At 68.9% G+C, this 20,781-nt stretch carries 16 protein-coding genes; 11 read left to right on the forward strand and 5 right to left on the reverse strand.

The features are described 5' to 3' along the window. The 7 genes from ACG04Q_RS11670 to ACG04Q_RS11700 are packed head-to-tail and all read left to right on the forward strand — an operon-like array spanning window position 1 to window position 6,318. On the forward strand, window positions 1-2,796 hold the full coding sequence (locus ACG04Q_RS11670; protein WP_394511092.1) for a M16 family metallopeptidase: 2,796 nt from the start codon (window positions 1-3) through the stop codon (window positions 2,794-2,796). A 33-nt stretch (window positions 2,797-2,829) separates the two neighbouring features. After that, the gene (locus ACG04Q_RS11675) at window positions 2,830-3,255 is read left to right on the forward strand and encodes a VOC family protein (RefSeq protein WP_394511093.1); all 426 of its coding nucleotides are present in this window, start codon (window positions 2,830-2,832) and stop codon (window positions 3,253-3,255) included. Beyond that, entirely contained in the window at window positions 3,255-3,782 is a 528-nt protein-coding gene (locus ACG04Q_RS11680; RefSeq protein ID WP_394511094.1) for a hypothetical protein, read from the forward strand. The genes ACG04Q_RS11675 and ACG04Q_RS11680 overlap by 1 nt, the downstream gene beginning before the upstream one ends. A 4-nt stretch (window positions 3,783-3,786) precedes the next feature. Next, the gene (locus ACG04Q_RS11685) at window positions 3,787-4,077 is read left to right on the forward strand and encodes a putative quinol monooxygenase (RefSeq protein WP_394511095.1); all 291 of its coding nucleotides are present in this window, start codon (window positions 3,787-3,789) and stop codon (window positions 4,075-4,077) included. After that, window positions 4,067-4,570 carry a hypothetical protein gene (locus ACG04Q_RS11690; protein WP_394511096.1) on the forward strand — a complete coding sequence of 168 codons (504 nt, stop codon included), beginning with the start codon at window positions 4,067-4,069 and terminating at the stop codon, window positions 4,568-4,570. The genes ACG04Q_RS11685 and ACG04Q_RS11690 overlap by 11 nt, the downstream gene beginning before the upstream one ends. Continuing rightward, on the forward strand, window positions 4,567-5,196 hold the full coding sequence (locus ACG04Q_RS11695; RefSeq protein ID WP_394511097.1) for a glutathione S-transferase: 630 nt from the start codon (window positions 4,567-4,569) through the stop codon (window positions 5,194-5,196). Before ACG04Q_RS11690 ends, ACG04Q_RS11695 begins: the two co-directional genes overlap by 4 nt. A 3-nt stretch (window positions 5,197-5,199) precedes the next feature. After that, the gene (locus tag ACG04Q_RS11700) at window positions 5,200-6,318 is read left to right on the forward strand and encodes a patatin-like phospholipase family protein (protein ID WP_394511098.1); all 1,119 of its coding nucleotides are present in this window, start codon (window positions 5,200-5,202) and stop codon (window positions 6,316-6,318) included. 3 nt (window positions 6,319-6,321) lie between these two features. On the opposite strand, the gene ACG04Q_RS11705 is transcribed toward ACG04Q_RS11700, so the two are convergent. The 4 genes from ACG04Q_RS11705 to ACG04Q_RS11720 form a co-directional block, all read right to left on the reverse strand. Further along, window positions 6,322-8,310 carry a M3 family metallopeptidase gene (locus ACG04Q_RS11705; RefSeq protein ID WP_394511350.1) on the reverse strand — a complete coding sequence of 663 codons (1,989 nt, stop codon included), beginning with the start codon at window positions 8,308-8,310 and terminating at the stop codon, window positions 6,322-6,324. Window positions 8,311-8,521: 211 nt separating this feature from the next. Further along, on the reverse strand, window positions 8,522-9,376 hold the full coding sequence (folD, locus tag ACG04Q_RS11710) for a bifunctional methylenetetrahydrofolate dehydrogenase/methenyltetrahydrofolate cyclohydrolase FolD (RefSeq protein WP_394511099.1): 855 nt from the start codon (window positions 9,374-9,376) through the stop codon (window positions 8,522-8,524). Window positions 9,377-9,436: 60 nt separating this feature from the next. Next, entirely contained in the window at window positions 9,437-10,060 is a 624-nt protein-coding gene (locus tag ACG04Q_RS11715; RefSeq protein ID WP_268165499.1) for a response regulator transcription factor, read from the reverse strand. Continuing rightward, entirely contained in the window at window positions 10,057-12,663 is a 2,607-nt protein-coding gene (locus ACG04Q_RS11720) for a PAS domain S-box protein (protein ID WP_394511100.1), read from the reverse strand. The genes ACG04Q_RS11715 and ACG04Q_RS11720 overlap by 4 nt, the downstream gene beginning before the upstream one ends. Before the next feature lie 191 nt (window positions 12,664-12,854). On the opposite strand from ACG04Q_RS11720, the gene aceE reads away from it, so the two are divergent. The 4 genes from aceE (at window position 12,855) to ACG04Q_RS11740 (ending at window position 19,405) form a co-directional block, all read left to right on the forward strand. After that, entirely contained in the window at window positions 12,855-15,566 is a 2,712-nt protein-coding gene (aceE, locus tag ACG04Q_RS11725) for a pyruvate dehydrogenase (acetyl-transferring), homodimeric type (RefSeq protein WP_394511101.1), read from the forward strand. Window positions 15,567-15,584: 18 nt separating this feature from the next. After that, window positions 15,585-17,243 (forward strand): dihydrolipoyllysine-residue acetyltransferase, encoded by a 1,659-nt coding sequence (gene aceF / locus ACG04Q_RS11730; RefSeq protein ID WP_394511102.1) that lies wholly within the window; start codon window positions 15,585-15,587, stop codon window positions 17,241-17,243. 15 nt (window positions 17,244-17,258) lie between these two features. Continuing rightward, window positions 17,259-19,061: a dihydrolipoyl dehydrogenase gene (gene lpdA / locus ACG04Q_RS11735; RefSeq protein ID WP_394511103.1), complete on the forward strand. Its 1,803-nt coding sequence runs from the start codon at window positions 17,259-17,261 to the stop codon at window positions 19,059-19,061. A gap of 131 nt (window positions 19,062-19,192) precedes the next feature. After that, window positions 19,193-19,405, forward strand: coding sequence for a hypothetical protein (locus tag ACG04Q_RS11740; RefSeq protein ID WP_394511104.1), 213 nt, complete (start codon window positions 19,193-19,195; stop codon window positions 19,403-19,405). A gap of 68 nt (window positions 19,406-19,473) precedes the next feature. Here the strand turns inward: ACG04Q_RS11740 and ACG04Q_RS11745 are convergent, their stop codons facing one another. After that, window positions 19,474-20,781 (reverse strand): S1C family serine protease, encoded by a 1,308-nt coding sequence (locus ACG04Q_RS11745; RefSeq protein WP_394511105.1) that lies wholly within the window; start codon window positions 20,779-20,781, stop codon window positions 19,474-19,476.

Consider the following 20,781-nt stretch of genomic DNA (forward strand, 5'->3'; position numbering starts at 1 on the left):
ATGCGGATCACGGTGAATGGGTGGGTGGCGCGGAGCCTGGGCGCTGCCCTGTTGGGGCTGGCGCTGGGGAGCGCGCAGGCGCAGCCGGCGGCGCGCGTCAAGCCCGGCGCGCCACGCCCGGTGGCCGTCGCCGCGGCGGCACAGCCCGAGCCGGTGCGGGAGCTGGGCGGCATCGAGGAGTACCGCCTGCCCAACGGCCTGCAGGTGCTGCTGTTCCCCGACGCGACGCAGACGACGACCACCGTCAACATCACCTACCGCGTCGGCAGCCGCCATGAGGCGCCGGGCGAGTACGGCATGGCCCACCTGCTGGAGCACATGCTGTTCAAGGGCACCGCGCGCCAAAAGGACATCCCCGGTGCGATGGCGCAGCGCGGCGTGCGCTTCAACGGCACGACGACGACGGACCGGACGAACTACTTCGCCAGCTTCAACGCGAATGCCGACACGCTGGCCTTCCTGCTGGATCTGGAAGCCGACCGCATGGTGAACAGCCGCGTCGCCAAGGCCGACCTGGACACCGAGATGACGGTGGTGCGCAACGAGTTCGAGCGCGGCGAGAACCAGCCCTTCGCCGTGCTGGCCCAGCGCGTCAACGCGGCGGCCTTCGCCTGGCATCCGTACGGCCACGCCACCATCGGCCCGAAGAGCGACATCGAGAACGTGCCCATCGAGAAGCTGCAGGGCTTCTACAAGCGCTATTACCGACCCGACAACGCGACGCTGCTGATCGCCGGCAGCTTCGACAAGGCGGCCACGCTGGCGCTGATCGGCAGGCACTTCGGCCCGCTGGCCCGGCCCGCCGAGCCCATCCCGCAGCCGTACACGGTGGAGCCACCGCAGGACGGCGAGCGCAGCGTCGTCGTGCGCCGCGTGGGCGGCCAGCCGATTCTTCTGGCGGCCTACCACGTGCCCGCCATCACGCACCCGGATACGCCGGCCCTCATCGTCTACGGCCTGCTGATGAGCCTGCAGCCCAGCGGTCAGCTCTACAAGCAGCTGGTCGACACCAAGCTGGCCGTGGCGGCCGGCATCGGCGGCTCGGGCGGCGCGGAGCCGGGCGTGGCCAACGCGTTCGCGGCGCTGCCTCCAGGCGCGGATGTGGACAAGGTCGAGAAGCTGCTGCTGGACCTCGCCGAAGGCCGCGACGCGAAGCCGTTCGACGAGAGCGAGCTGGCGCGCGTGCGCGACATCGCCGTCAACAGCTACCGCCAGCAGATGAAGAACCCCGAGGCACTGATCCAGCAGATCTCCGGCCTCATCGCCGCCGGCGACTGGCGGCTGCTGTTCCAGCTGATGGAGGACATTCCCAAGGTCACGCTGGCCGACGTGGAGCGCGTGCGCGCGGCCTACTTCAAGCCCGCCAACCGCACGCTGGGCCGCTACCTGCCGGCCGCGGCCGTGGAGCGCGTGGAGATTCCCGTCGCGCCGCCGCTGGACCGGCGGCTGGCCGACCTGAAGGGCCCGCCCAAGGTGGAGTCCGGCGAGCAGCTGGAGCCGGTGCCGGCGGTGCTGGAGTCGCGCACCAGGCGCACGACGCTGCCCAGCGGCATCGCGCTTCACACGCTGCAGAAGCAGACGCGCGGCAACACCGTGGTGCTGCAGATGCAGCTGCGCTGGGGTGAGCGCGACGCCACCTTCGCCCGCAACGGCACCGGTGCCGTGGGCCAGCTGATGGACGAGGGCAGCGCCGGCTACACCAAGCAGCAGCTGCAGGACGCGCTCATCAAGCTGCGCGCCAGCTTCAACGTGACCAGCTACGACCAGGGCGCCACCATCTACCTGAGCGCCGAGCGCGACACGCTGCTGCCCGCGCTGCGCGTGGCCGCCGACGCACTGCGCCGGCCCAACCTGCCGCAGGACGGCTTCGACCGCGACATGAAGGCCAGCCTGGCCAGCATCGAGGCCTCGCGCCAGGAGCCCGGCGTGCTGCGCCAGGAGGCCACGCGCAAGCACTACAACGCCGCGCGCGGCGTCACGCTGGGCCACCCGGACTACGTGATGAGCGTGGACGAGCGCATCGCCAACCTGAAGGCGACGACGCTGGACGACGTGAAGCGCTTCTATGCCGACTATTGGAGCGCCAACGAGGCGCAGGTCAGCGTCGTCGGCGCCTTGCCGGACGGCCTGGCCGCCGAGCTGGAGCAGCTGTTCGGCGACTGGAAGAAGCCGGCCGCGCCGAAGTTCGTGCGCCATGTGCCGCAGCATGTGGCGGTGCCGCCGGCGCGCTTTGATGCCATCGCGCGCGACAAGGCCAATGCCATCGTGCGCCTGCACCAGACGCTGCCGCTGAACACCGAGGACGCCGACTACGCGGCGCTGGAGCTGGCCGTGCATGTGTTTGGCGGCGGCGGGCTGGAGAGCCGGCTGTCCGAGCGCGTGCGCCAGAAAGAGGGCCTGACCTACGGCATCGGCGCCTCGCTGGGCGCCGGCTACTGGGGCAATGCCGGCAGCTTCGCCATCCAGGCCAGCTACGCGCCGGACAAGCGCGAGCGCGTCATCGCCGTCGTGCAGGAGGAGGTCGAGCGCATGACCCGCGACGGCCTCACCTCCGCCGAACTGGCGCGTGCGAAGAAGGACATCCTGGAAGGCCGCAAGCAGGGCCGCGCCGACCCCGGCGCGCTGGCCGGTGGCCTCACCAGCATGGCCGAGCGCGGCGAGACTTGGGGCCAGGCACAGAAGCGTGACGAGGCGTTGGCGAATGTGACCGTCGAGCAGGCCAACGCCGCCTGGCGCAAGCACATCCGTGCCGACAGTTTCATCATCTCGACCGCCGGCGATTTCAAGAATCCGTAGAGTTGGCATACCGCCGATGTCTCGGAGACTGCGATGAAGATCGAGCCCTACCTGTTCTTTGACGGCCGCTGCGAGGAAGCCATCGAGTTCTACCAGCAGGCGCTGGGCGCCAAGGTGGAGTTCCTCATGCGCAATGCCGAGAGCCCTGAGCCGCCGCCCGAGGGCATGCTGCCGCCGGGGGCGGAGGACAAGGTCATGCATGCGTCGGTGCACATCGGCGGCGCGCTGGTCATGATGTCCGACGGCCTGTGTGGTGGCGAGGCCAGCTTCAAGGGCTTCTCGCTGTCGCTGGACTGCCCCGACGCCGACGCCGCCCGCGAGGCCTTCGCGGCGCTGGCCGAGGGCGGCCAGGTGAGCATGCCGTTGCGCAAGACCTTCTGGGCACCGTTGTTCGGCATGGTGACCGACCGTTTCGGCGTCAGCTGGATGGTGGGCGTATCGGACGACGCGGCGCCCTGATGCAGGCCGCCCAGTTGCCCGCGCACCTGCTGGCCGACTGCTCGTCCTGCGCGGCGCTGTGCTGCGTGATTCCGCCGTTCGACGCCGTGCAGGGCTTCGGCTTCGACAAGCCGGCCGAGACACCCTGCCGGCACCTGTGCGCCGACCACCGCTGCGGCATCCACGGCGACCTCATCGAGCGCGGCTTCAGCGGCTGCGTGGCCTTCGACTGCCTGGGCGCCGGCCAGCGCCTGACCGCCCTGGCCACGGCGCGCTTCGGCACCGTCGACGACTGGCGCGCGCGGCCCGACGTGGCGCGCTGGCTGTTCGCGGCCTATCCCAAGGTGCGCGAGGCGCAGGAGTGGCTGGCCCGGCTGAGCCTGGCGGCGCGCGTGTCCGGGCAGGCGCCGCTGCAGGCGCTGGCGGACGAACTGGAGGCCGACGCCGGCCGCTGGCCCGACTGGGCGGCCGACGAGCGCACGGCTTGGCAGGGGCGGGTGCGGGCCGCGCTCGCGCCGCTGGCGGAAAATCGTGGCCCAAGGAGTTGATGCGATGTATGGATTGATTGGCAGCTTCAAGGCGGCCGAGGGCCGGCGGGCCGAACTCATCCGCCTGCTGCTGGCGGAGACGGGCGACATGCCGGGCTGCCTGAGCTACGTGGTGGCCGAGGACCCCGCCGACGACGTGACCGTGTGGGTCACCGAGGTCTGGACGGACGCCGCCGCGCACAAGGCGTCACTGCAGCTGCCGGCCGTGAAGGCCGTCATCGCGCAGGCCATGCCGCTGATCGCCGCGTTCGGCGAGCACCGTGAAACCCGACCCGTCGCCCGCGATGTTTCCTGACTGGGTGGAGCCCAAGTGGCAGCAGCGCCGCGGCGTGCGCAAGATCCACGTCGTGGCGGTGCTCAGCGCACTGCTGGCGGCGGGCGTCGTCTACGTGCTGTTCAGCGAGTTCGGCGTCATCGAGGCCAACCGGCCCGGCAAGGTGGAGCGGCAGCTCGTCGCGGCGGTGGACCTGCGCGTGGGCAACCCGGCCGGCGCGGCCGCGCGCGGCGAGGCCCGGGCCCGTGCGGACGTCGAGGCCAGCCTGCTGCAGCTGGAGACCTTCGGCGACGCGGTCACACCCGCGCAGGCCCGGCTCGCGAAGCAGCGCTACGGGCTCACGTGGGTCAACAAGGGCAAGTCGCCGACGCCGCTGACCCAGGCCCATGCCGACGCGTACAACCGCGTGATGCGCGCCGAGATCGAGCGCCGCCACGGCCGCGAGGTCGCGGACGAACTGCTGCCCATGCCCAGCCCGCCCGATGGCGGCAAGGACGAGAAGGACAAGCCATGAAGCTCATCGGCATGCTGGACTCGCCGTTCGTGCGCCGCGTCGCCATCTCGATGCGGCTGCTGGGGCTGCCGTTCGAGCATGCGGCCGTGTCGGTGTTCCGCGGCTTCGACGCGTTCCGGCAGATCAACCCGGTCGTCAAGGCGCCCACGCTGGTCTGCGACGACGGCACCGTGCTGATGGACTCCACGCTGCTGCTGCAGTACGCCGAGGCGCTGGCCGGCCGCAGCCTGCTGCCCACCACGCCGGCCGGGCTGCAACACGAGCTGCGGCTCATCGGCCTGGCGCTGGCGGCCTGCGAGAAGACCGCGCAGATCGTCTACGAACGCGGCCTGCGCCCGGCCGAGAAGCACCACCAGCCCTGGGTGGACCGCGTCACGGGGCAGCTGGCCGCCGCCCACTGCGCGCTGGACGCCGAGCTGGCCGCGCGGCCGCTGCACACGGTCACCGAGGCCGGGCTCACGCAGGCCGGCATCACGGTGGGCGTGGCCTGGGGCTTCACGCGTTTCGTGCTGCCCGAGTGCGCGCCGGCCGAGGCCTTCCCGCACCTGGCCGCGCATGCCGATGCCGTCGAGCAGCTGCCAGTGTTCCGCGCCGTGCCCTGCGACGACGCCGTCCAGCTGGGCTGACCCATGGCCACCCGCCGCCCGCCCCAGACCGTCTACGTCTTCCAGGGCGGCGGCGCCTTGGGCGCCTACCAGGCGGGTTTCGTCGAGGCATTGAAGGACGCGCAGCTGCCGCCGGACTGGCTGGTGGGCACGTCCATCGGCGCCATCAACGCTGCGCTGATCGCCGGCAATGCGCCGGCCGACCGGCTGGCCGCGCTGCGCAGCTTCTGGGACCGCGTGACGCGGCCGGCGCCATCGTTCCAGCTGCCCGCCAGCCCCTGGACGGCGCTGTGGCAGCAGGGCCTGCAGACCTGGCAGACGCTGACCAGCGGCGTGCCCGGCTTCTTTAAGCCGCGCGGCCCGCAGGCCTGGGACATGAACCGCCGCGCGCCGCTGGCCGAGCTGGGCTTCTACGACACCTCACCGCTGGCCGCCACGCTGCGCGAGCTGGTGGACTTCGACCGCATCGCCGCCGCCGAGACGCGGCTGACGCTGTGCGCCGTCAACGTGCGCTCGGGGGCGCTGGCCTTGTTCGATAACCGCGACGGCAAGACGCGCATCGGCCCCGAGCATGTGCTGGCCAGCGGCGCGCTGCCGCCCGGCTTCGCGCCAGTGGTCATCGACGGCGAGGCCTACTGGGATGGCGGCATCTACAGCAACACGCCGCTGGACGTGGTGCTGGACGACGCCGAGCGCCGCGACACGCTGTGTTTCATGGTGGACCTGTGGGACGCCAGCGAGGCCGCGCCCGGCACCATGGCGGGCGCGCTGACGCGCTACAAGGACATCCAGTACGCCAGCCGCATCTGCGAGCACCTGGACGACCATGAGCGCATGCAGAACCTGCGCCGTGCGCTGCGCGTCATCGGCCGCCGGCTGGACGCGAAGACGGCAGCGGACCCCGCCGTGAAGGCGCTGCTGGCGCTGGGCTGCGATTCACGCATCGACGTGGTCCATCTCGTGATGCAGGCGCTCCCGGGCGAGGACTCCTGGCGCGACATCGACTTCAGCGACAGCCGGCTCGCCGCCCGCTGGGCTGCGGGCCTGAAGGATGGCCAGCGTGTGCTGGCCCGGGCCGCCTGGCGCACGCCCTGGCACGACGACCTGGGCATGCGCGTGCACGCGCTGGACGACGCCGGCTGACGATCAGCTCATGCCCTGATGGCGCAGCAGCGCATCGATGCGCGGCTCGCGGCCGCGGAAGGCCTTGAAGTTGTCGATGGCGTCGCGCGCGCCGCCCTGTTCCAGCACCTCGGTCAGGAAGCGCTTGCCGGTGGCGGCGTTGAACACGCCTTCTTCCTCGAACGCACTCCACGCGTCGGCGCTCAGCAGCTCGGCCCACTTGTAGCTGTAGTAGCCGGCCGCATAGCCGCCCGCGAAGATGTGCGAGAAGCTGTGCTGGAAGCGGTTGAAGGCTGGCGGGATCAGCACGGCCACCTCGGCGCGCACCTCGTTCAGCACCTTCTGCACGTCAGCCTCCGAGCCGGGCTCGCCGTGCAGCCGCATGTCGAACAGCGCGAACTCGATCTGGCGCAGCGTCATCAGCCCGCTCTGGAAGTTCTTGGCCGCGATCATCTTGTCGAACAGCTCGCGCGGCAGCGGCTCACCGCTGTCGACATGGCCGCTCAACTGCTGCAGCACGTCCCACTCCCAGCAGAAGTTCTCCATGAACTGGCTGGGCAGCTCGACGGCATCCCACTCGACGCCGGAGATGCCCGACACGCCCAGGTCGTTCACCTGCGTGAGCATGTGGTGCAGGCCGTGGCCGAACTCGTGGAACAGCGTGATGACGTCGTCGTGCGTCAGCAGCGCGGGCTTGTCGCCGACGGGCGATGCGAAGTTGCACACCAGCTGCGCGACCGGCGTCTGCTGTTCGCCGCTGGGCTTGAGCCAGCGGCTGCGCACCTCGTCCATCCATGCGCCGGGGCGCTTGCCCGGCCGAGCGTACAGGTCGAGGTAGAACTGCGCGATGAGCTGGCCGCCACGCCGGAGTTCGTAGAACTTCACGGTGTCGTGCCAGACCGAGGCCCGGGCCTCGCTGATCTGCACGTCGAACAGCCGCTCGATGATGGAGAACAGGCCGGCGACGACCTTGGGTGCCGTGAAGTACTGCTTCACGGTCTGGTCGCTGAAGGCGTAGCGGGCTTCCTTGAGCTTCTCGCTCCAGTAGGACACGTCCCAGCTTTCCAGCGGCTCGCCCTTGGCGAACTCGCGCAGCTCGGCCAGGTCCTTCTCGGCGAAGGGCCGCGCGCGGCGGGCGAGGTCGCGCAGGAAGGCGATGACCTCGGCGGGTGACGACGCCATCTTGGGCGCGAGCGACACCTCGGCGAAGCTGGCATAGCCGAGCAGCTTCGCTTCTTCCTGGCGCAGCGCGACGATCTCGCGCATGGCGGCGGTGTTGTCCCACTCGGGCTTGCCCTGCTCGCTGGCGCGCGTCACGTAGGCGCGGTAGAGCCGCTCGCGCAGTGCGCGGTTCTCCGCGTACTGCATGACGGGCAGGTAGACCGGGAAGTGCAGCGTGAGCTTGTGGCCGCCGTCGTCCAGCTTCGTCGCGTCCAGCACGTCCTGCGGCACGCCGGTCAATTCTTCGGCGGTGGCGACGTAGCTCCAGCCGTCGGTGGCGTCCAGCACGTGCTCGCTGAACTGCTGCTGCAGCTCGGCGGCGCGCTCCTGGATGACGGCGTAGCGCTCGCGGGCCTCGCCCTGCAGCTCGGCGCCGGACAGCACGAAATTGCGGATGGCGTGCTTGAGCACCTGCTGGCGCGGCGCGCTCAGGCGGTCGCCCTGCGTGGCCATCACGGCCTTGTACTTGGCGAACAGCGCCTCGTTGGCGCCCATGGCGGTGCTGAACTCGGTGACGGCCGGCAGCATCGCGTTGAAGGCCTCGCGCAGCGCCGGCGTGTCGGCCACGGCGTTCAGGTGGCCCACCGCGCCCCAGGCGGTGCCCAGCTGCTCGGTGGCGGTGTCGAGGATGCGCGAGAGGACGTCGTAGTCGGCCGGCGTCTCGGGCTTCACCGCCTCATCGAGCGCAGCTTGCGCCGCGGCCAGCAACTCGGTAATGGCAGGCTGCACATGCTCGGGCTGGATGGCCGCGAAGTCGGGCAGGGCGGCGGTGGACAGCAGGGGATTGGTCATTTCAGCCATGTGTTGAGTCTCGCGCAGATTTCAAGCCGGCCGCTTTGCGGGCCGGCCATCGCGCGGCCGCCGTGGAACCGGCTTTGCCGGGCCACTGGCGGCGTCCCCTTGAGGGGACTGAGGCCGGACACAAAGAGTCCTGAGGACTCTTTGTGCCTGCCGAAGGACAAAGCGTCTGGCTTTGGCACGGCGAAGCCGGTAGGAGGTGTGCCTAGCCTGCGGCACGTTCTGCGGATTCAAGCGTGTTGACCAGCAGCATGGCAATGGTCATCGGGCCGACGCCACCCGGGACCGGGGTGATCCAGCCCGCCACATTGCGGACGCCGTCGAAGTCCACGTCGCCGCACAGCTTGCCCTCGTCGTTGCGGTTCATGCCCACGTCGATGACGACGGCACCGAGCTTGACCATGTCGGCCGTCAGCACGTTGCGCTTGCCGACGGCCGCGACGATGACGTCGGCCTGGCGGGTCATCGCGCCCAGGTCGGCGGTGCCGCTGTGGCACACAGTGACGGTGGCGTTGGCGGCCAACAGCATCATGGCCATGGGCTTGCCGACGATGTTGCTGCGGCCGATGACGACGGCGTGCTTGCCCTTGAGGTCCTTCATGCCGATGCTTTCCAGCATCTTCATGCAGCCGTAGGGCGTGCAGGCCTTGAAGCCCGCCTCACCCACCATCAGCGCGCCGGCGCTGGCGACGTGAAAGCCGTCGACGTCCTTGGCCGGCGAGATGGCCTCGATGACCTTGTGGTCGTCGATGTGCTTGGGCAGCGGCAGCTGCACGAGGATGCCGTGAATCGTCGGGTCGTTGTTGAGCGCGTCGACGCGGGCCAGCAGCTCGGCCTCGGTCATGGTGGCGTCGTACTTCTCGAGCACCGAGTGGATGCCGGCTTCCTCGCAGGCCTTGACCTTGTTGCGCACGTAGACCTGGCTGGCCGGGTTGTCGCCCACCAGCACGACGGCGAGGCCCGGGCGCTTTCCTTGTGCGGTCAGCGCCGCGGCGCGGGCAGCGACGTCGGCGCGGGTTTGCTTGGCGAGGGCGAGGCCGTCGATCAGTTGGGCGGTCATCTTCAAACTCCTAAATGCAAAGAGGCCGCATGCAGCGGCCTCTGTGAAATTGCGCGGGGATCAGGCCTTCGCCGTGGCACCCAGGGCGATCTTGAGCAAATCGGCCACGGTGTTGGCGTTGAGCTTTTCCATGATGTTGGCGCGGTGCGCCTCCACCGTCTTGATGCTGATGCCGAGGTCGTCGGCGATCTGCTTGTTCAGGCGGCCGGCGACGATGCGCTCCAGCACCTGCGCCTCGCGGGTCGTCAGGCGGGCCAGCAGCGCGTCACGGCTGGCGGCTTCCTGGTGGCTGGAGAAGGCGTCGCGGGCCTGGTCGAGCATGCGCTCCACCAGCGCCAGCAGCTCTTCTTCCTTGAAGGGCTTCTCGATGAAGTCCATCGCGCCCTTCTTCATCGTCTGCACCGCCATCGGCACGTCGCCGTGGCCGGTGATGAAGACGATGGGCAGCGGGCTCTTGCGCTCGATCAGGCGGTCCTGCAGTTCCAGGCCGGTCATGCCGTCCATGCGGATGTCGGCGATCAGACAGGCGACCTCGCGGGGGTCGTAGCGAGTCAGGAAGGACTCGGCGGAGTCAAAGCACTTGACCCGGTAATCCTTGCCTTCAAGCAGCCATTGCAGGGAGTCGCGGACCGCTTCGTCATCGTCAACGACGTAGACATTGCCCTTCTTGGGGATCAAGCTCATGGTGTGGTGGGTTCGGTTCTCTGAGCGCTGCTGGCGGTACCGTTGGCGGGGTCTTGCCGCAGGTGTTCGGACGTGATGGTGACCGGGATCGTGAAGGCGAATCGGCACCCGACGACCAGGGAGCCATTGTAGAGGTTCTCGGCTTTTATCCGGCCCTGGTGGGACTCGACGATAGACCGGCATAACCCTAATCCGATGCCCAGGCCATCGGCCTTGGTGGAGAAGAAGGCCTCGTACATGCGCGCGAGGACTTCATCCGGCAAGCCCGGGCCCATGTCGGTGACGGAGAACTCGATGTGCCCGCCCAGTTCGGCGCTGTGCTTGGGCACAACGCGCAGCTCGATGTGGCGGCGCGACGTCGGCAGTGACGCGTTGTCGATGGCTTCGGCGGCGTTCTTGAGCAGGTTCATTAGCACCTGCTCGATGAGGATGGGGTCCACCATCAGCTGCGGCAGGCGCTGCGCCACGTAGGTGTGGATGGCCACGTTGCGGCGGCGCAGCTCGATGCCGGCCAGCTCCACGGCATCCTCGACGATGTCGGCGGCGTGGGCGGGCTGGCGCTGCGGCTCGCTGCGCTTCACGAAGTTGCGGATGCGGTGAATGATCTGCCCGGCCCGCTCGGCCTGCTTGGCCGTCTTGGTGAGCGCGGCCAGCAGCGCGTCCTTGTCGATGCTGTCGTTGCGCACGCGGCTGACCATGCCGTTGCAGTAGTTGGTGATGGCGGTCAGCGGCTGGTTCAGCTCGTGCGCGACGCTGGAGGCCATCTCGCCCATCGTCATCAGGCGGCTGGTGACCTGGGCCTTTTCGGCCTGCAGCGCGGCCTGCGCCTCGGCGTGGCGGCGCATCGTGATGTCGGTGGCGATCAGCATCTGCGCCAGGCGGCCGTCGGTCCATTGCAAGTAGCGTGCGCGCACGTCGAACCACATGGCCAGCGACTCGACGTAGACCTCGCGCGGGTCGGAGCCCAGGTCGGTCAGCGCCTCGGCGGGCAGGCCGGAGTAGTCGTCCACCTCCTCGTCGGCGCCTTCGTCCAGGCCGCCGTGGCGGCTGGTGGTGCCGCCGAGCTGGCCGCCGGCCAGCAACGCGTGGCCGGCCGGATCGGCGCCGAACCACAGCCGGTAGCTGCGGTTGGCAAACAGCAGCTCGGGCGGTTGCACGGACAGCACGGACACGGCCGCATCCAGCCCCTCCAGCACGGTGGTGAAGCGTTCGTGCGAGGCCGACAGCTGGTCGCGCACCCGCTTGGCCTCGGTGATGTTGGTCATCGAGGTCATCCAGCCGGTCTGCTTGCCCTTGGTGTCCACCAGCGGCGACACGTAGACGCGCGCATCGAACTGGCTGCCGTCCTTGCGCTGGATCTTCACTTCCACGCCGCCCGACGGGCTGCGGCCCTGCAGCTCCTGCTGCAGCAGGCGGGCGTTCTCTTCGCGGCGGTCGGTGGGCCAGAACGGGTAGGGCGGCGTGCGGCCCACGAGGTCGGCCTCGGAGAAGCCGGTCATCGCGCAGAAGGCCGGGTTCACGTAGGTGATGCGCGTGTCCATGTCCATGGCGCGCATGCCGGTCAGCATGGAGTTCTCCATCGCACGGCGGAAGTTGGTCTCCAGCGTCAGCGCGTTCTGGATCTGCGTGCGCCGGCGCATGTGGCGCCAGCTGCCCAGCAGCATCCACACCGTCAGGCCGGCCAGCGCCAGCACCAGCCAGAACAGCGCGTTGCTGATGAGGCCGATGGACGTGCGCCAGCCCTGGCCGCGCAGCACCAGGCCGTTGAGCGCCGGCGCGAGCGGTACGTCGTGCAGCAGCGAGGCGCGGCGCAAGACCTGGCCCGGCATCGGCGTGACGGTGCTGGCGACGATCTGATCGCGCGGCACGTCCAGCACCGCGATGCTGTGGCGGTTGGACACCTCGCTGGGCACGTAGTAGCGCAGCAGCGACTCCACCGTGTACTCGGCGATCAGCACGCCGGCGAAACCGCCGCGGTCGATCAGCGGGATGTGCAGCTGGAAGACGGTGACGCCGTTGCTGTCGGTGAAGGGCGGCGAGTAGAACGGCTGGCGGCGCTGCCTGGCCTCCTCGAACGCGGTGGAGGCCGCGTTCGACTGGTTGGGCATGGGCATGGACGGGTCGGTGCCGTCGGCCGACATCAGCCCGTCGGCCAGGAAGCCGGCCGCGCCGACGCTGCTGCGGCGCTCGCGCTTGGCGCTGAGCCAGGTGACGTGCGTCAGCTCCGGCCGGTCGCGCGCGAAGGCCTGGGCCTGGGCGGAGAACTCGTGCGCGTCGATCTGGCGCGTGACGACCTCGCGCGCGATGCGCACCAGCTGCTCCTGGTTCTCGATCAGGCGCAGCCGGATCTGCTGCTGCGCGATCTCGGTGTCGCGCTTGACGGACTCGGTCTCGCGCTCGATCTCTTCGTTGCGCAGGTACCAGAACGCCGAAATGATGGCCGCCAGGAACAGCAGCACCGAGATCAGCGGGCCCAGCGTGGCCAGCCGGTCCTGGCGCGACGGCGACTGCCGGAACCACCAGGTGGTCACCAGCCGGCGCAGCGGCGCCATCAGTCGCTGGCCGCGCGTGCGGACCTCGGGAACGGGGGAATCTAGGGCCATGGGCAAATTATCCGGGGCCCCGCCGTCGCTCAATATTTCATATTAAGAAATCATCTCGCACCATTTGAGAAAATGGCGAGGCCTGTGCGACACTCCGCCCGCTCGCGGCCGCCTGCGTCCGCGCTCGCCCTCGTCAGCACATCTTTCAGACACCGCCGCCCGTCAGAGGCGGCCCATGTAGGAGACCGGCCATGTCAGCCCAGCCGCAAGAGTTTCTCGGCGCCGCCGCGAACGACAACGATCCGCAGGAAACCAAGGAGTGGCTGGACGCGCTGTCCGCCGTCATCGACCGCGAGGGCGCCGAGCGCGCGCATTTCCTGATCGAGGAGATGCTGGAGCACGCGCGCCACCACAACATCGACCTGCCGTTCTCGGCCACCACCGGCTACGTGAACACCATCGCGCCGGACCAGGAAGCCCGCTGCCCCGGCAACATCCAGATCGAGAAGCGCCTGCGCGCCTACATGCGCTGGAACGCGATGGCCATGGTCGTGCGCGCCAACCGCCTGAACCCCGCCGATGGTGGCGACCTGGGCGGCCACATCGGCTCCTTCGCATCGCTGGCCTCCATGCTGGGCGCCGGCTTCAACCACTTCTGGCACGCCGAGAGCGAGAACCACGGTGGCGACTGCCTCTACATCCAGGGCCACAGCGCGCCGGGCGTCTATGCCCGCGCCTACCTGGAAGGCCGCCTGAGCGAGGAGCAGCTGGACAACTTCCGCCAGGAAGTCGACGGCAAGGGCCTGTCCAGCTACCCGCACCCGAAGTTGATGCCCAACTTCTGGCAGTTCCCCACGGTCAGCATGGGTCTGGGCCCGCTGATGGCCATCTACCAGGCGCGCTTCCTGAAATACCTGCACGCCCGCGGCATCGCCAACACCGAGAACCGCAAGGTCTGGGCCTTCATGGGCGACGGCGAGATGGACGAGCCGGAAAGCCTGGGCGCCATCGCCCTGGCCGCGCGCGAAGGCCTGGACAACCTCGTCTTCGTCGTCAACTGCAACCTGCAGCGCCTGGACGGCCCGGTGCGCGGCAACGGCAAGATCATCCAGGAGCTCGAAGGCGAGTTCCGCGGCAGCGGCTGGAACGTCATCAAGCTGATCTGGGGCAAGGGCTGGGACGAGCTGCTGGCGCGCGACAAGAGTGGCAAGTTGAAGCAGCTGATGATGGAAACGCTGGACGGCGACTACCAGGCCATGAAGGCCAACGATGGCGCCTACATCCGCAAGAACTTCTTCGGCAAGTACCCCGAGACCGCCAAGCTCGTGGAGCACATGAGCGACGCCGAGATCTTCGAGCTGCGCCGCGGCGGCCACGAGCCCGAGAAGGTCTACGCCGCCTTCGAGCGCGCCCACAACAACAAGACGGGCCAGCCCACCGTGCTGCTGGTCAAGACCGTCAAGGGCTACGGCATGGGCAAGGCCGGTGAAGGCAAGAACACCGTCCACCAGACCAAGAAGCTGACCGACGAGGACATCAAGTACATCCGCGACCGCTTCAACATCCCGGTGCCGGACAGCGAGCTGCCCGCGATCCCGTACTACAAGCCGGCCGATGACACGCCGGAGATGCGCTATCTGCACGAGCGCCGCCAGGCGCTGGGCGGCTACCTGCCCAGCCGCCGCGCCAAGGCCGACGAGCAGTTCACGACGCCCGAGCTGTCCACCTTCCAGGCCGTGCTGGACCCGACCGCGGAAGGCCGCGAGATCTCGACGACGCAGGCCTATGTGCGCTTCCTGACGCAACTGCTGCGCGACAAGCAAATCGGCCCGCGTGTCGTGCCCATCCTGGTCGACGAGGCGCGCACCTTCGGCATGGAAGGCCTGTTCCGCCAGATCGGCATCTACAACCCCAAGGGCCAGCTGTACACCCCGGTCGACAAGGACCAGGTGATGTACTACCGCGAGGACAAGGCCGGCCAGATCCTGCAAGAGGGCATCAACGAAGCCGGCGGCATGGCCAGCTGGGTGGCGGCCGCCACGAGCTACTCGACGAACAACCGGATCATGATCCCGTTCTACGTCTACTACTCGATGTTCGGCTTCCAGCGCATCGGCGACCTGGCCTGGGCGGCGGGCGACATGCAGGCGCGCGGCTTCCTGCTGGGCGGCACCTCCGGCCGCACGACGCTGAACGGCGAAGGCCTGCAGCATGAGGACGGCCACAGCCACATCCTGGCCGGCACCATCCCGAACTGCGTCAGCTACGACCCGACCTTCGCGCACGAAGTGGCGGTCATCATGCACCGCGGCTTGAAGCGCATGGTGGAAGACCAGGAAAACGTTTTCTACTACATCACGCTGCTGAACGAGAACTACCCGATGCCGGGCCTGAAGGCCGGCACCGAGGAGCAGATCCTCAAGGGCATGTACCTGCTGGAAGAGGCCGACGCGAGCAAGACCGTCAGCGTCAACCTGTTGGGCTCGGGCACCATCCTGCGCGAGAGCCAGGTCGCCAAGCTGCTGCTGGGAGAGGACTGGGGCATCGGCGCCAACGTGTGGAGCTGCCCGAGCTTCAACGAACTGGCGCGCGACGGCCAGAACGCCGAGCGCTGGAACCTGCTGCACCCGACCGAGCTGGCCTGCGTGCCGTTCGTGACGCAGCAGCTGGGCCGCACGACCGGCCCGGTGATCGCCTCCACCGACTACATGAAGAACTATGCGGAACAGATCCGCGCCTTCATCCCCAAGGGCCGCTCGTACAAGGTGCTGGGCACCGACGGCTTTGGCCGCTCGGACTTCCGCTCCAAGCTGCGCGCCCACTTCGAGGTGAACCGCCACTACATCGTCGTGGCCGCGCTGAAGTCGCTGGCCGACGAGGGCACCATCCCGATGGCCAAGGTGGCCGAGGCGATCGCCAAGTACGGCATCGACGTCAACAAGATCAATCCTCTGTACGCGTAAAGCCGAGGGAGACAAGACATGGCATTGGTTGAAGTCCAAGTTCCCGACATCGGCGATTTCGACGAAGTCGGCGTCATCGAGGTGCTGGTCAAGGTTGGCGACACCGTCAAGGTCGAGCAGAGCCTGATCACCGTCGAGAGCGACAAGGCATCGATGGAGATCCCGTCGTCGCAGGCCGGCGTCGTCAAGGAGATCAAGGTCGCCGTGGGTGACAAGGTCAAGCAGGGCAGCGTCGTCGTGGTGGTGGAGGCCGAGGGCGCCGCCGCTGCAGCGCCCGCGCCGGCGGCTGCCGTACCGGCCCCCGTGGCTGCGGCGCCCGCGCCCGCCCCGGTGGCCGCGCCCGTTGCTGCGCCGGCTGCTGCCGGTGGCAGCGTCACCGTCGTCGTGCCGGACATCGGCGACTTCGACGAGGTCGCCGTCATCGAGGTGCTCGTGAAGGTGGGCGACACCGTCAAGGTGGAGCAGAGCCTGATCACCGTCGAGAGCGACAAGGCGTCGATGGAGATCCCGTCGTCGACGGCCGGCGTCGTCGAGGAACTGCTGGTCAAGCTGGGCGACAAGGTCGCCAAGGGCACGGCCCTGGCCCGCGTGAAGACGGTGGGCGGTGCGGCTGCACCCGCCCCGGCGGCGGCTGCCGCTGCGCCAGCTGCTGCCGCGCCGGCTCCGGCCGCCGCGGCCCCCGTGCAGGCGGCCGCACCGTCCGCCGCGCTGCCGGCCCATCAGCCGACAGCGCCCACCGGCCAGCTGCCGCACGCGTCCCCCAGCATCCGCAAGCTCGCCCGCGAGCTGGGCGTGCCGCTGGCCGAGGTCAAGGGCAGCGGCGCCAAGGGCCGCATCGTCGAGGCCGACATCCAGGGCTTCGTGAAGGCCGTCATGGCCGGCGCCGTGCAGACCGCCGCGCAGAAGGCCGTCGCGCCTGCCGCCGCGGCCGGTGGTGGCTCCGGCCTGAATGTGCTGGCCTGGCCCAAGGTGGACTTCGACAAGTTCGGCCCCACCGAGCGCAAGGAACTGTCCCGCATCAAGAAGATCTCGGGCGCCAACCTGCACCGCAACTGGGTGGTGATCCCGCACGTCACCAACCACGACGACGCGGACATCACCGAGCTGGAAGCCTTCCGCGTTCAGCTGAACAAGGAGAACGAGAAGGCCGGCATCAAGGTCACGATGCTCGCCTTCATGATCAAGGCGGCCGTCGCGGCGCTGAAGAAGTTCCCCGAGTTCAACAGCTCGCTGGACGGTGACACGCTGGTGCTGAAGAACTACTTCCACATCGGCTTCGCGGCAGACACGCCCAACGGCCTGGTCGTGCCCGTCATCAAGGACGCCGACAAGAAGGGCATCTTCCAGATCAGCCAGGAGATGTCGGAGCTGGCCAAGAAGGCTCGCGACGGCAAGCTGGGCCCGGCCGACATGAGCGGCGGCTGCTTTTCGATCTCGTCGCTCGGCGGCATCGGCGGCAAGTACTTCACGCCCATCATCAACGCGCCGGAAGTGGCCATCATGGGCGTCTGCAAGAGCTCGATGGAGCCGGTGTGGGACGGCAAGGCCTTCCAGCCGCGCCTGATCCTGCCGCTGTCGCTGAGCTGGGACCACCGCGTCATCGACGGCGCGGCGGCCGCACGCTTCAACGTCTACTTCGCGTCGCTGCTGGCGGACTTCCGCCGCATCGCCCTCTGATCGGGAGCAGAACCAATGGCACTCATTGAAGTTCAAGTTCCCGACATCGGCGACTTCGACGAAGTCGGCGTCATCGAGGTGCTGGTCAAGCCCGGCGACACCGTCAAGGTCGAGCAAAGCCTGATCACCGTCGAGAGCGACAAGGCCTCGATGGAGATCCCCTCCAGCGCCGCGGGCGTGGTGAAGGAGATCAAGGTCAAGCTGGGCGACAAGGTCAGCAAGGGCTCGGTCATCGTGTCGCTGGAAGCCGACGGCGCCGCGGCGCCCGCACCGGCTCCGGTCGCTGCGGCTCCTGCCTCGGCACCGGCGGCTGCGCCGGTGCAGGCCCCCGCGGCCGCCACCTACAGCGGCAATGCGGACCAGGCCTTTGATGTGGTCGTGCTGGGCGGCGGCCCCGGCGGCTACTCGGCCGCCTTCCGTGCGGCCGACCTGGGCCTGAAGGTCGCCATCGTCGAGCGTTACGCCACGCTCGGCGGCGTCTGCCTGAACGTGGGTTGCATCCCGTCCAAGGCGCTGCTGCACGTGGCCGCCGTCATGGACGAGGCCAGCCACATGGCCGACCTGGGTGTCGTCTTCGGCGCGCCCACGGTGGACATCGACAAGCTGCGCGCCCACAAGAACAAGGTGACCGGCAAGTTGACCGGCGGTCTGGCCGCCATGGCCAAGATGCGCAAGGTCACCGTGCTGCGCGGCGTGGGCACCGTGCTGGATGCCCAGCACCTGAAGGTGGAAGCCACCGAAGGCGCCGTGGGCCAGGCCAAGACCGGCACGGCGCAGACCGTGGCGTTCAAGCGCCTCATCATCGCGGCCGGTTCGCAGGCCGTGCGCCTGCCCTTCCTGCCTAACGACCCGCGCATCGTCGACTCGACGGGCGCGCTGGAGATGCAGGTCAAGCCCGAGAAGATGCTCATCGTCGGCGGTGGCATCATCGGCCTGGAAATGGGCACGGTGTACTCCACGCTGGGCGCGCGCCTGGACGTGGTCGAGATGCTGCCCACGCTGATGACGGGTGCGGACCGCGACCTCGTCAAGGTCTGGCAGAAGTTCAACCAGCACCGCTTCGACAACATCATGTTGAACACGAAGACGGTGGCGGCGGAAGCGCGGCCCGACGGCATCTACGTGACGTTTGAAGGCGAGGGCGCGCCCAAGGAGCCGCAGCGCTACGACCTGGTGCTGCAGGCCGTGGGCCGCACGCCCAACGGCAAGAAGATCGGCGCCGAGAACGCCGGCGTCATCGTGGGTGACCGCGGCTTCATCCCGGTGGATGTGCAGATGCGCACCAACGTGCCGAGCGTGTTCGCCATCGGCGACATCGTCGGCCAGCCCATGCTGGCTCACAAGGCGGTGCACGAGGGCCACGTGGCGGCGGAAGTCTGCGCCGGTGAGATCCTGGGCGACGACAAGCTCCAGAAGAGCCAGTTCGACGCCCGCGTGATCCCGAGCGTGGCCTACACCGACCCCGAGGTGGCCTGGGTGGGCATGACCGAGGACGAGGCCAAGGCCAAGGGCATCAAGATCACCAAGGGCCTGTTCCCCTGGACGGCCTCCGGCCGCGCGATTGCCAACGGCCGCGACGAAGGCTTCACCAAGCTGATCTTCGACGAGGAAAGCCACCGCATCATCGGCGGCGGCATCGTTGGCACGCATGCCGGCGACATGATTGGCGAGATCGCGCTGGCCATCGAGATGGGCGCCGACGCGGTGGACATCGGCAAGACCATCCACCCGCACCCCACGCTGGGCGAGTCGCTCGGCATGGCGGCGGAAGTGGCGCACGGCTCCTGCACGGATGTGCCGCCGGCGCGCAAGAAGTAAGCCTTCTGTCGCGCACGCATCGAGCAAGGCCCGGCACCGCAAGGTGCCGGGCCTTCTTCATGGTGTGCGTGCGCTGGAGGCTGGGGTGACGCCGGGGGCGAGGCGGCCCCGGGCGACGCCACAATGCCGCCATGAGCTTCTTCTACGGCCTGATGGCTTTCGTGATGGCAGCGACGCTGCTGCCCTCGGTGTTCTACCTCGGTCTCTACCTCGTCACCGGTGAGGATGCTGCCCTGCAGCGGGCCGCCAAGCTGTGGAACTTCCTGCGCGCCTTCACGCTGGCGGGTTTCAACGTGATGGTGTGGGGGCACGTCATCGTCGGGTTCTGGCAGTTGATCCGCTGAACCTGCGGCTGCAAAGCAAAGGCCCCTGCCGTGACGCGGCAGGGGCCTTTGTCATGCGGGGCTGAGGGTCAGGGCGTGACGCTGAGCTGCAGCGCCTTCAGCGCGTCGTCGATGGGAATGAAGAAGTTGAAGCCCTTGCCCGCCTCGACGCCACCGCGCGTGATGGCGACGACGCGGCCGTCGCCGTCCAGCAGCGGGCCGCCGCTGCTGCCGAAGGTCACCGCCGCATCGCTCTGCAGCACGCGCCGGCCCTGCAGCACGCGGTCGGCACTGAGCACGCCGCGCGTCATCGAGTTGTTCAGCACGCCCAGCGGCGAGCCGATGGCGTAGACGTCCGAGCCCACCTCCAGCGCCGGGCCGTTGCGCAGCGCCAGGGCGTCGCCGTCTGTCAGCGCGGTCTTCAGCAGTGCCACGTCCGTCTGCTCATTGACCCTGACGACCTCGGCCACGGCCTTGTCGCCGTTCTGCAGCTTGATGCGGGCGTACTTGGCGCCCCGCACGACGTGCGCATTGGTCAGCAGGTGGCCAGTCTTGTCGATGAAGAAGCCGCTGCCCGAGCCGGACGCCGTCTCCAGCGTGACGACGGCGTTGCGCAGCTGGGCCTGGTTCTTCAGCGCACCGCCGCCGGCCAGCGCGGCGCCCTTGAGCGTCGTGGTGGCGGCGCTCGTGGCCGCGACGGACTCGGCCGCGGAGGCCGCGCTGCCGGGCGCAGCGGCGCTGGCGGGCTCGCCCTCGTTGGCCTTCAGCGCCTCCAGCACCGCCGGCGCGGCCAGGAAGTTGCCCAGCGACGCGAGGAAGGCGCGCTTGTGCAGGTCGGGCACCTTCTCCTTGCTGACACTCAGGCCCTCGGCGGCGGCCTGGTAGACCACCTTCTGCTTCTTCTCGGAGAACAGCGCCCAGTCGACCTTGTAGTGCACCCAGCCCTCGGCCTTGCCGGGTTCGGTGCAGACCTCCTGCTTCAGCTCGGTCAGGATGCCGCCGATGCGGAAGTCCGGCGCGGCGTTGACGTCCACGTCGAACGCGTTGGCCTTGCCCTTGCCGGCCAGTGGGTAGCCCAGGCGCTTGAGTTCCTGAGTCGTCAGGCTGGACAGGTAGACGCCCGCGGACTTGATGAAGTTTTCGTTCGCGACCAGCGCCTGGCGGTTGCTGCAGAACCAGCCGATCGCGTTGCCGCCGATGTCGTCGCCCTGCAGGATGGACACCTTGAGCCTGTCCACCGACAGCGTGACCTTCAGGTCCACGCCCTGGGCGCTGATGGCCGGCTTGAGTTCGACCTTGGGCGGCGGCGGCAGGTCGGCCGCCAGGGCGGTGCCCATGGACAGGGCCAGCGACAGGGCCAGCGACGGGGTCAACGGAGCGCGGAGCGCGAAAGACAT

This window comes from Pelomonas lactea (assembly GCF_043555885.1).
Taxonomy (GTDB): domain Bacteria; phylum Pseudomonadota; class Gammaproteobacteria; order Burkholderiales; family Burkholderiaceae_C; genus Pelomonas; species Pelomonas lactea.

Bases quoted from the DNA above. Each gene is read 5' to 3' on its own strand.
- ACG04Q_RS11670 (WP_394511092.1), top strand. From the start codon at position 1: ATGCGGATCACGGTGAATGGGTGGGTGGCGCGGAGCCTGGGCGCTGCC.
- ACG04Q_RS11675 (WP_394511093.1), top strand. From the start codon at position 2,830: ATGAAGATCGAGCCCTACCTGTTCTTTGACGGCCGCTGCGAGGAAGCC.
- ACG04Q_RS11680 (WP_394511094.1), top strand. From the start codon at position 3,255: ATGCAGGCCGCCCAGTTGCCCGCGCACCTGCTGGCCGACTGCTCGTCC.
- ACG04Q_RS11685 (WP_394511095.1), top strand. From the start codon at position 3,787: ATGTATGGATTGATTGGCAGCTTCAAGGCGGCCGAGGGCCGGCGGGCC.
- ACG04Q_RS11690 (WP_394511096.1), top strand. From the start codon at position 4,067: ATGTTTCCTGACTGGGTGGAGCCCAAGTGGCAGCAGCGCCGCGGCGTG.
- ACG04Q_RS11695 (WP_394511097.1), top strand. From the start codon at position 4,567: ATGAAGCTCATCGGCATGCTGGACTCGCCGTTCGTGCGCCGCGTCGCC.
- ACG04Q_RS11700 (WP_394511098.1), top strand. From the start codon at position 5,200: ATGGCCACCCGCCGCCCGCCCCAGACCGTCTACGTCTTCCAGGGCGGC.
- ACG04Q_RS11705 (WP_394511350.1), bottom strand. From the start codon at position 8,310: ATGACCAATCCCCTGCTGTCCACCGCCGCCCTGCCCGACTTCGCGGCC.
- folD (WP_394511099.1), bottom strand. From the start codon at position 9,376: ATGACCGCCCAACTGATCGACGGCCTCGCCCTCGCCAAGCAAACCCGC.
- ACG04Q_RS11715 (WP_268165499.1), bottom strand. From the start codon at position 10,060: ATGAGCTTGATCCCCAAGAAGGGCAATGTCTACGTCGTTGACGATGAC.
- ACG04Q_RS11720 (WP_394511100.1), bottom strand. From the start codon at position 12,663: ATGGCCCTAGATTCCCCCGTTCCCGAGGTCCGCACGCGCGGCCAGCGA.
- aceE (WP_394511101.1), top strand. From the start codon at position 12,855: ATGTCAGCCCAGCCGCAAGAGTTTCTCGGCGCCGCCGCGAACGACAAC.
- aceF (WP_394511102.1), top strand. From the start codon at position 15,585: ATGGCATTGGTTGAAGTCCAAGTTCCCGACATCGGCGATTTCGACGAA.
- lpdA (WP_394511103.1), top strand. From the start codon at position 17,259: ATGGCACTCATTGAAGTTCAAGTTCCCGACATCGGCGACTTCGACGAA.
- ACG04Q_RS11740 (WP_394511104.1), top strand. From the start codon at position 19,193: ATGAGCTTCTTCTACGGCCTGATGGCTTTCGTGATGGCAGCGACGCTG.
- ACG04Q_RS11745 (WP_394511105.1), bottom strand. From the start codon at position 20,781: ATGTCTTTCGCGCTCCGCGCTCCGTTGACCCCGTCGCTGGCCCTGTCG.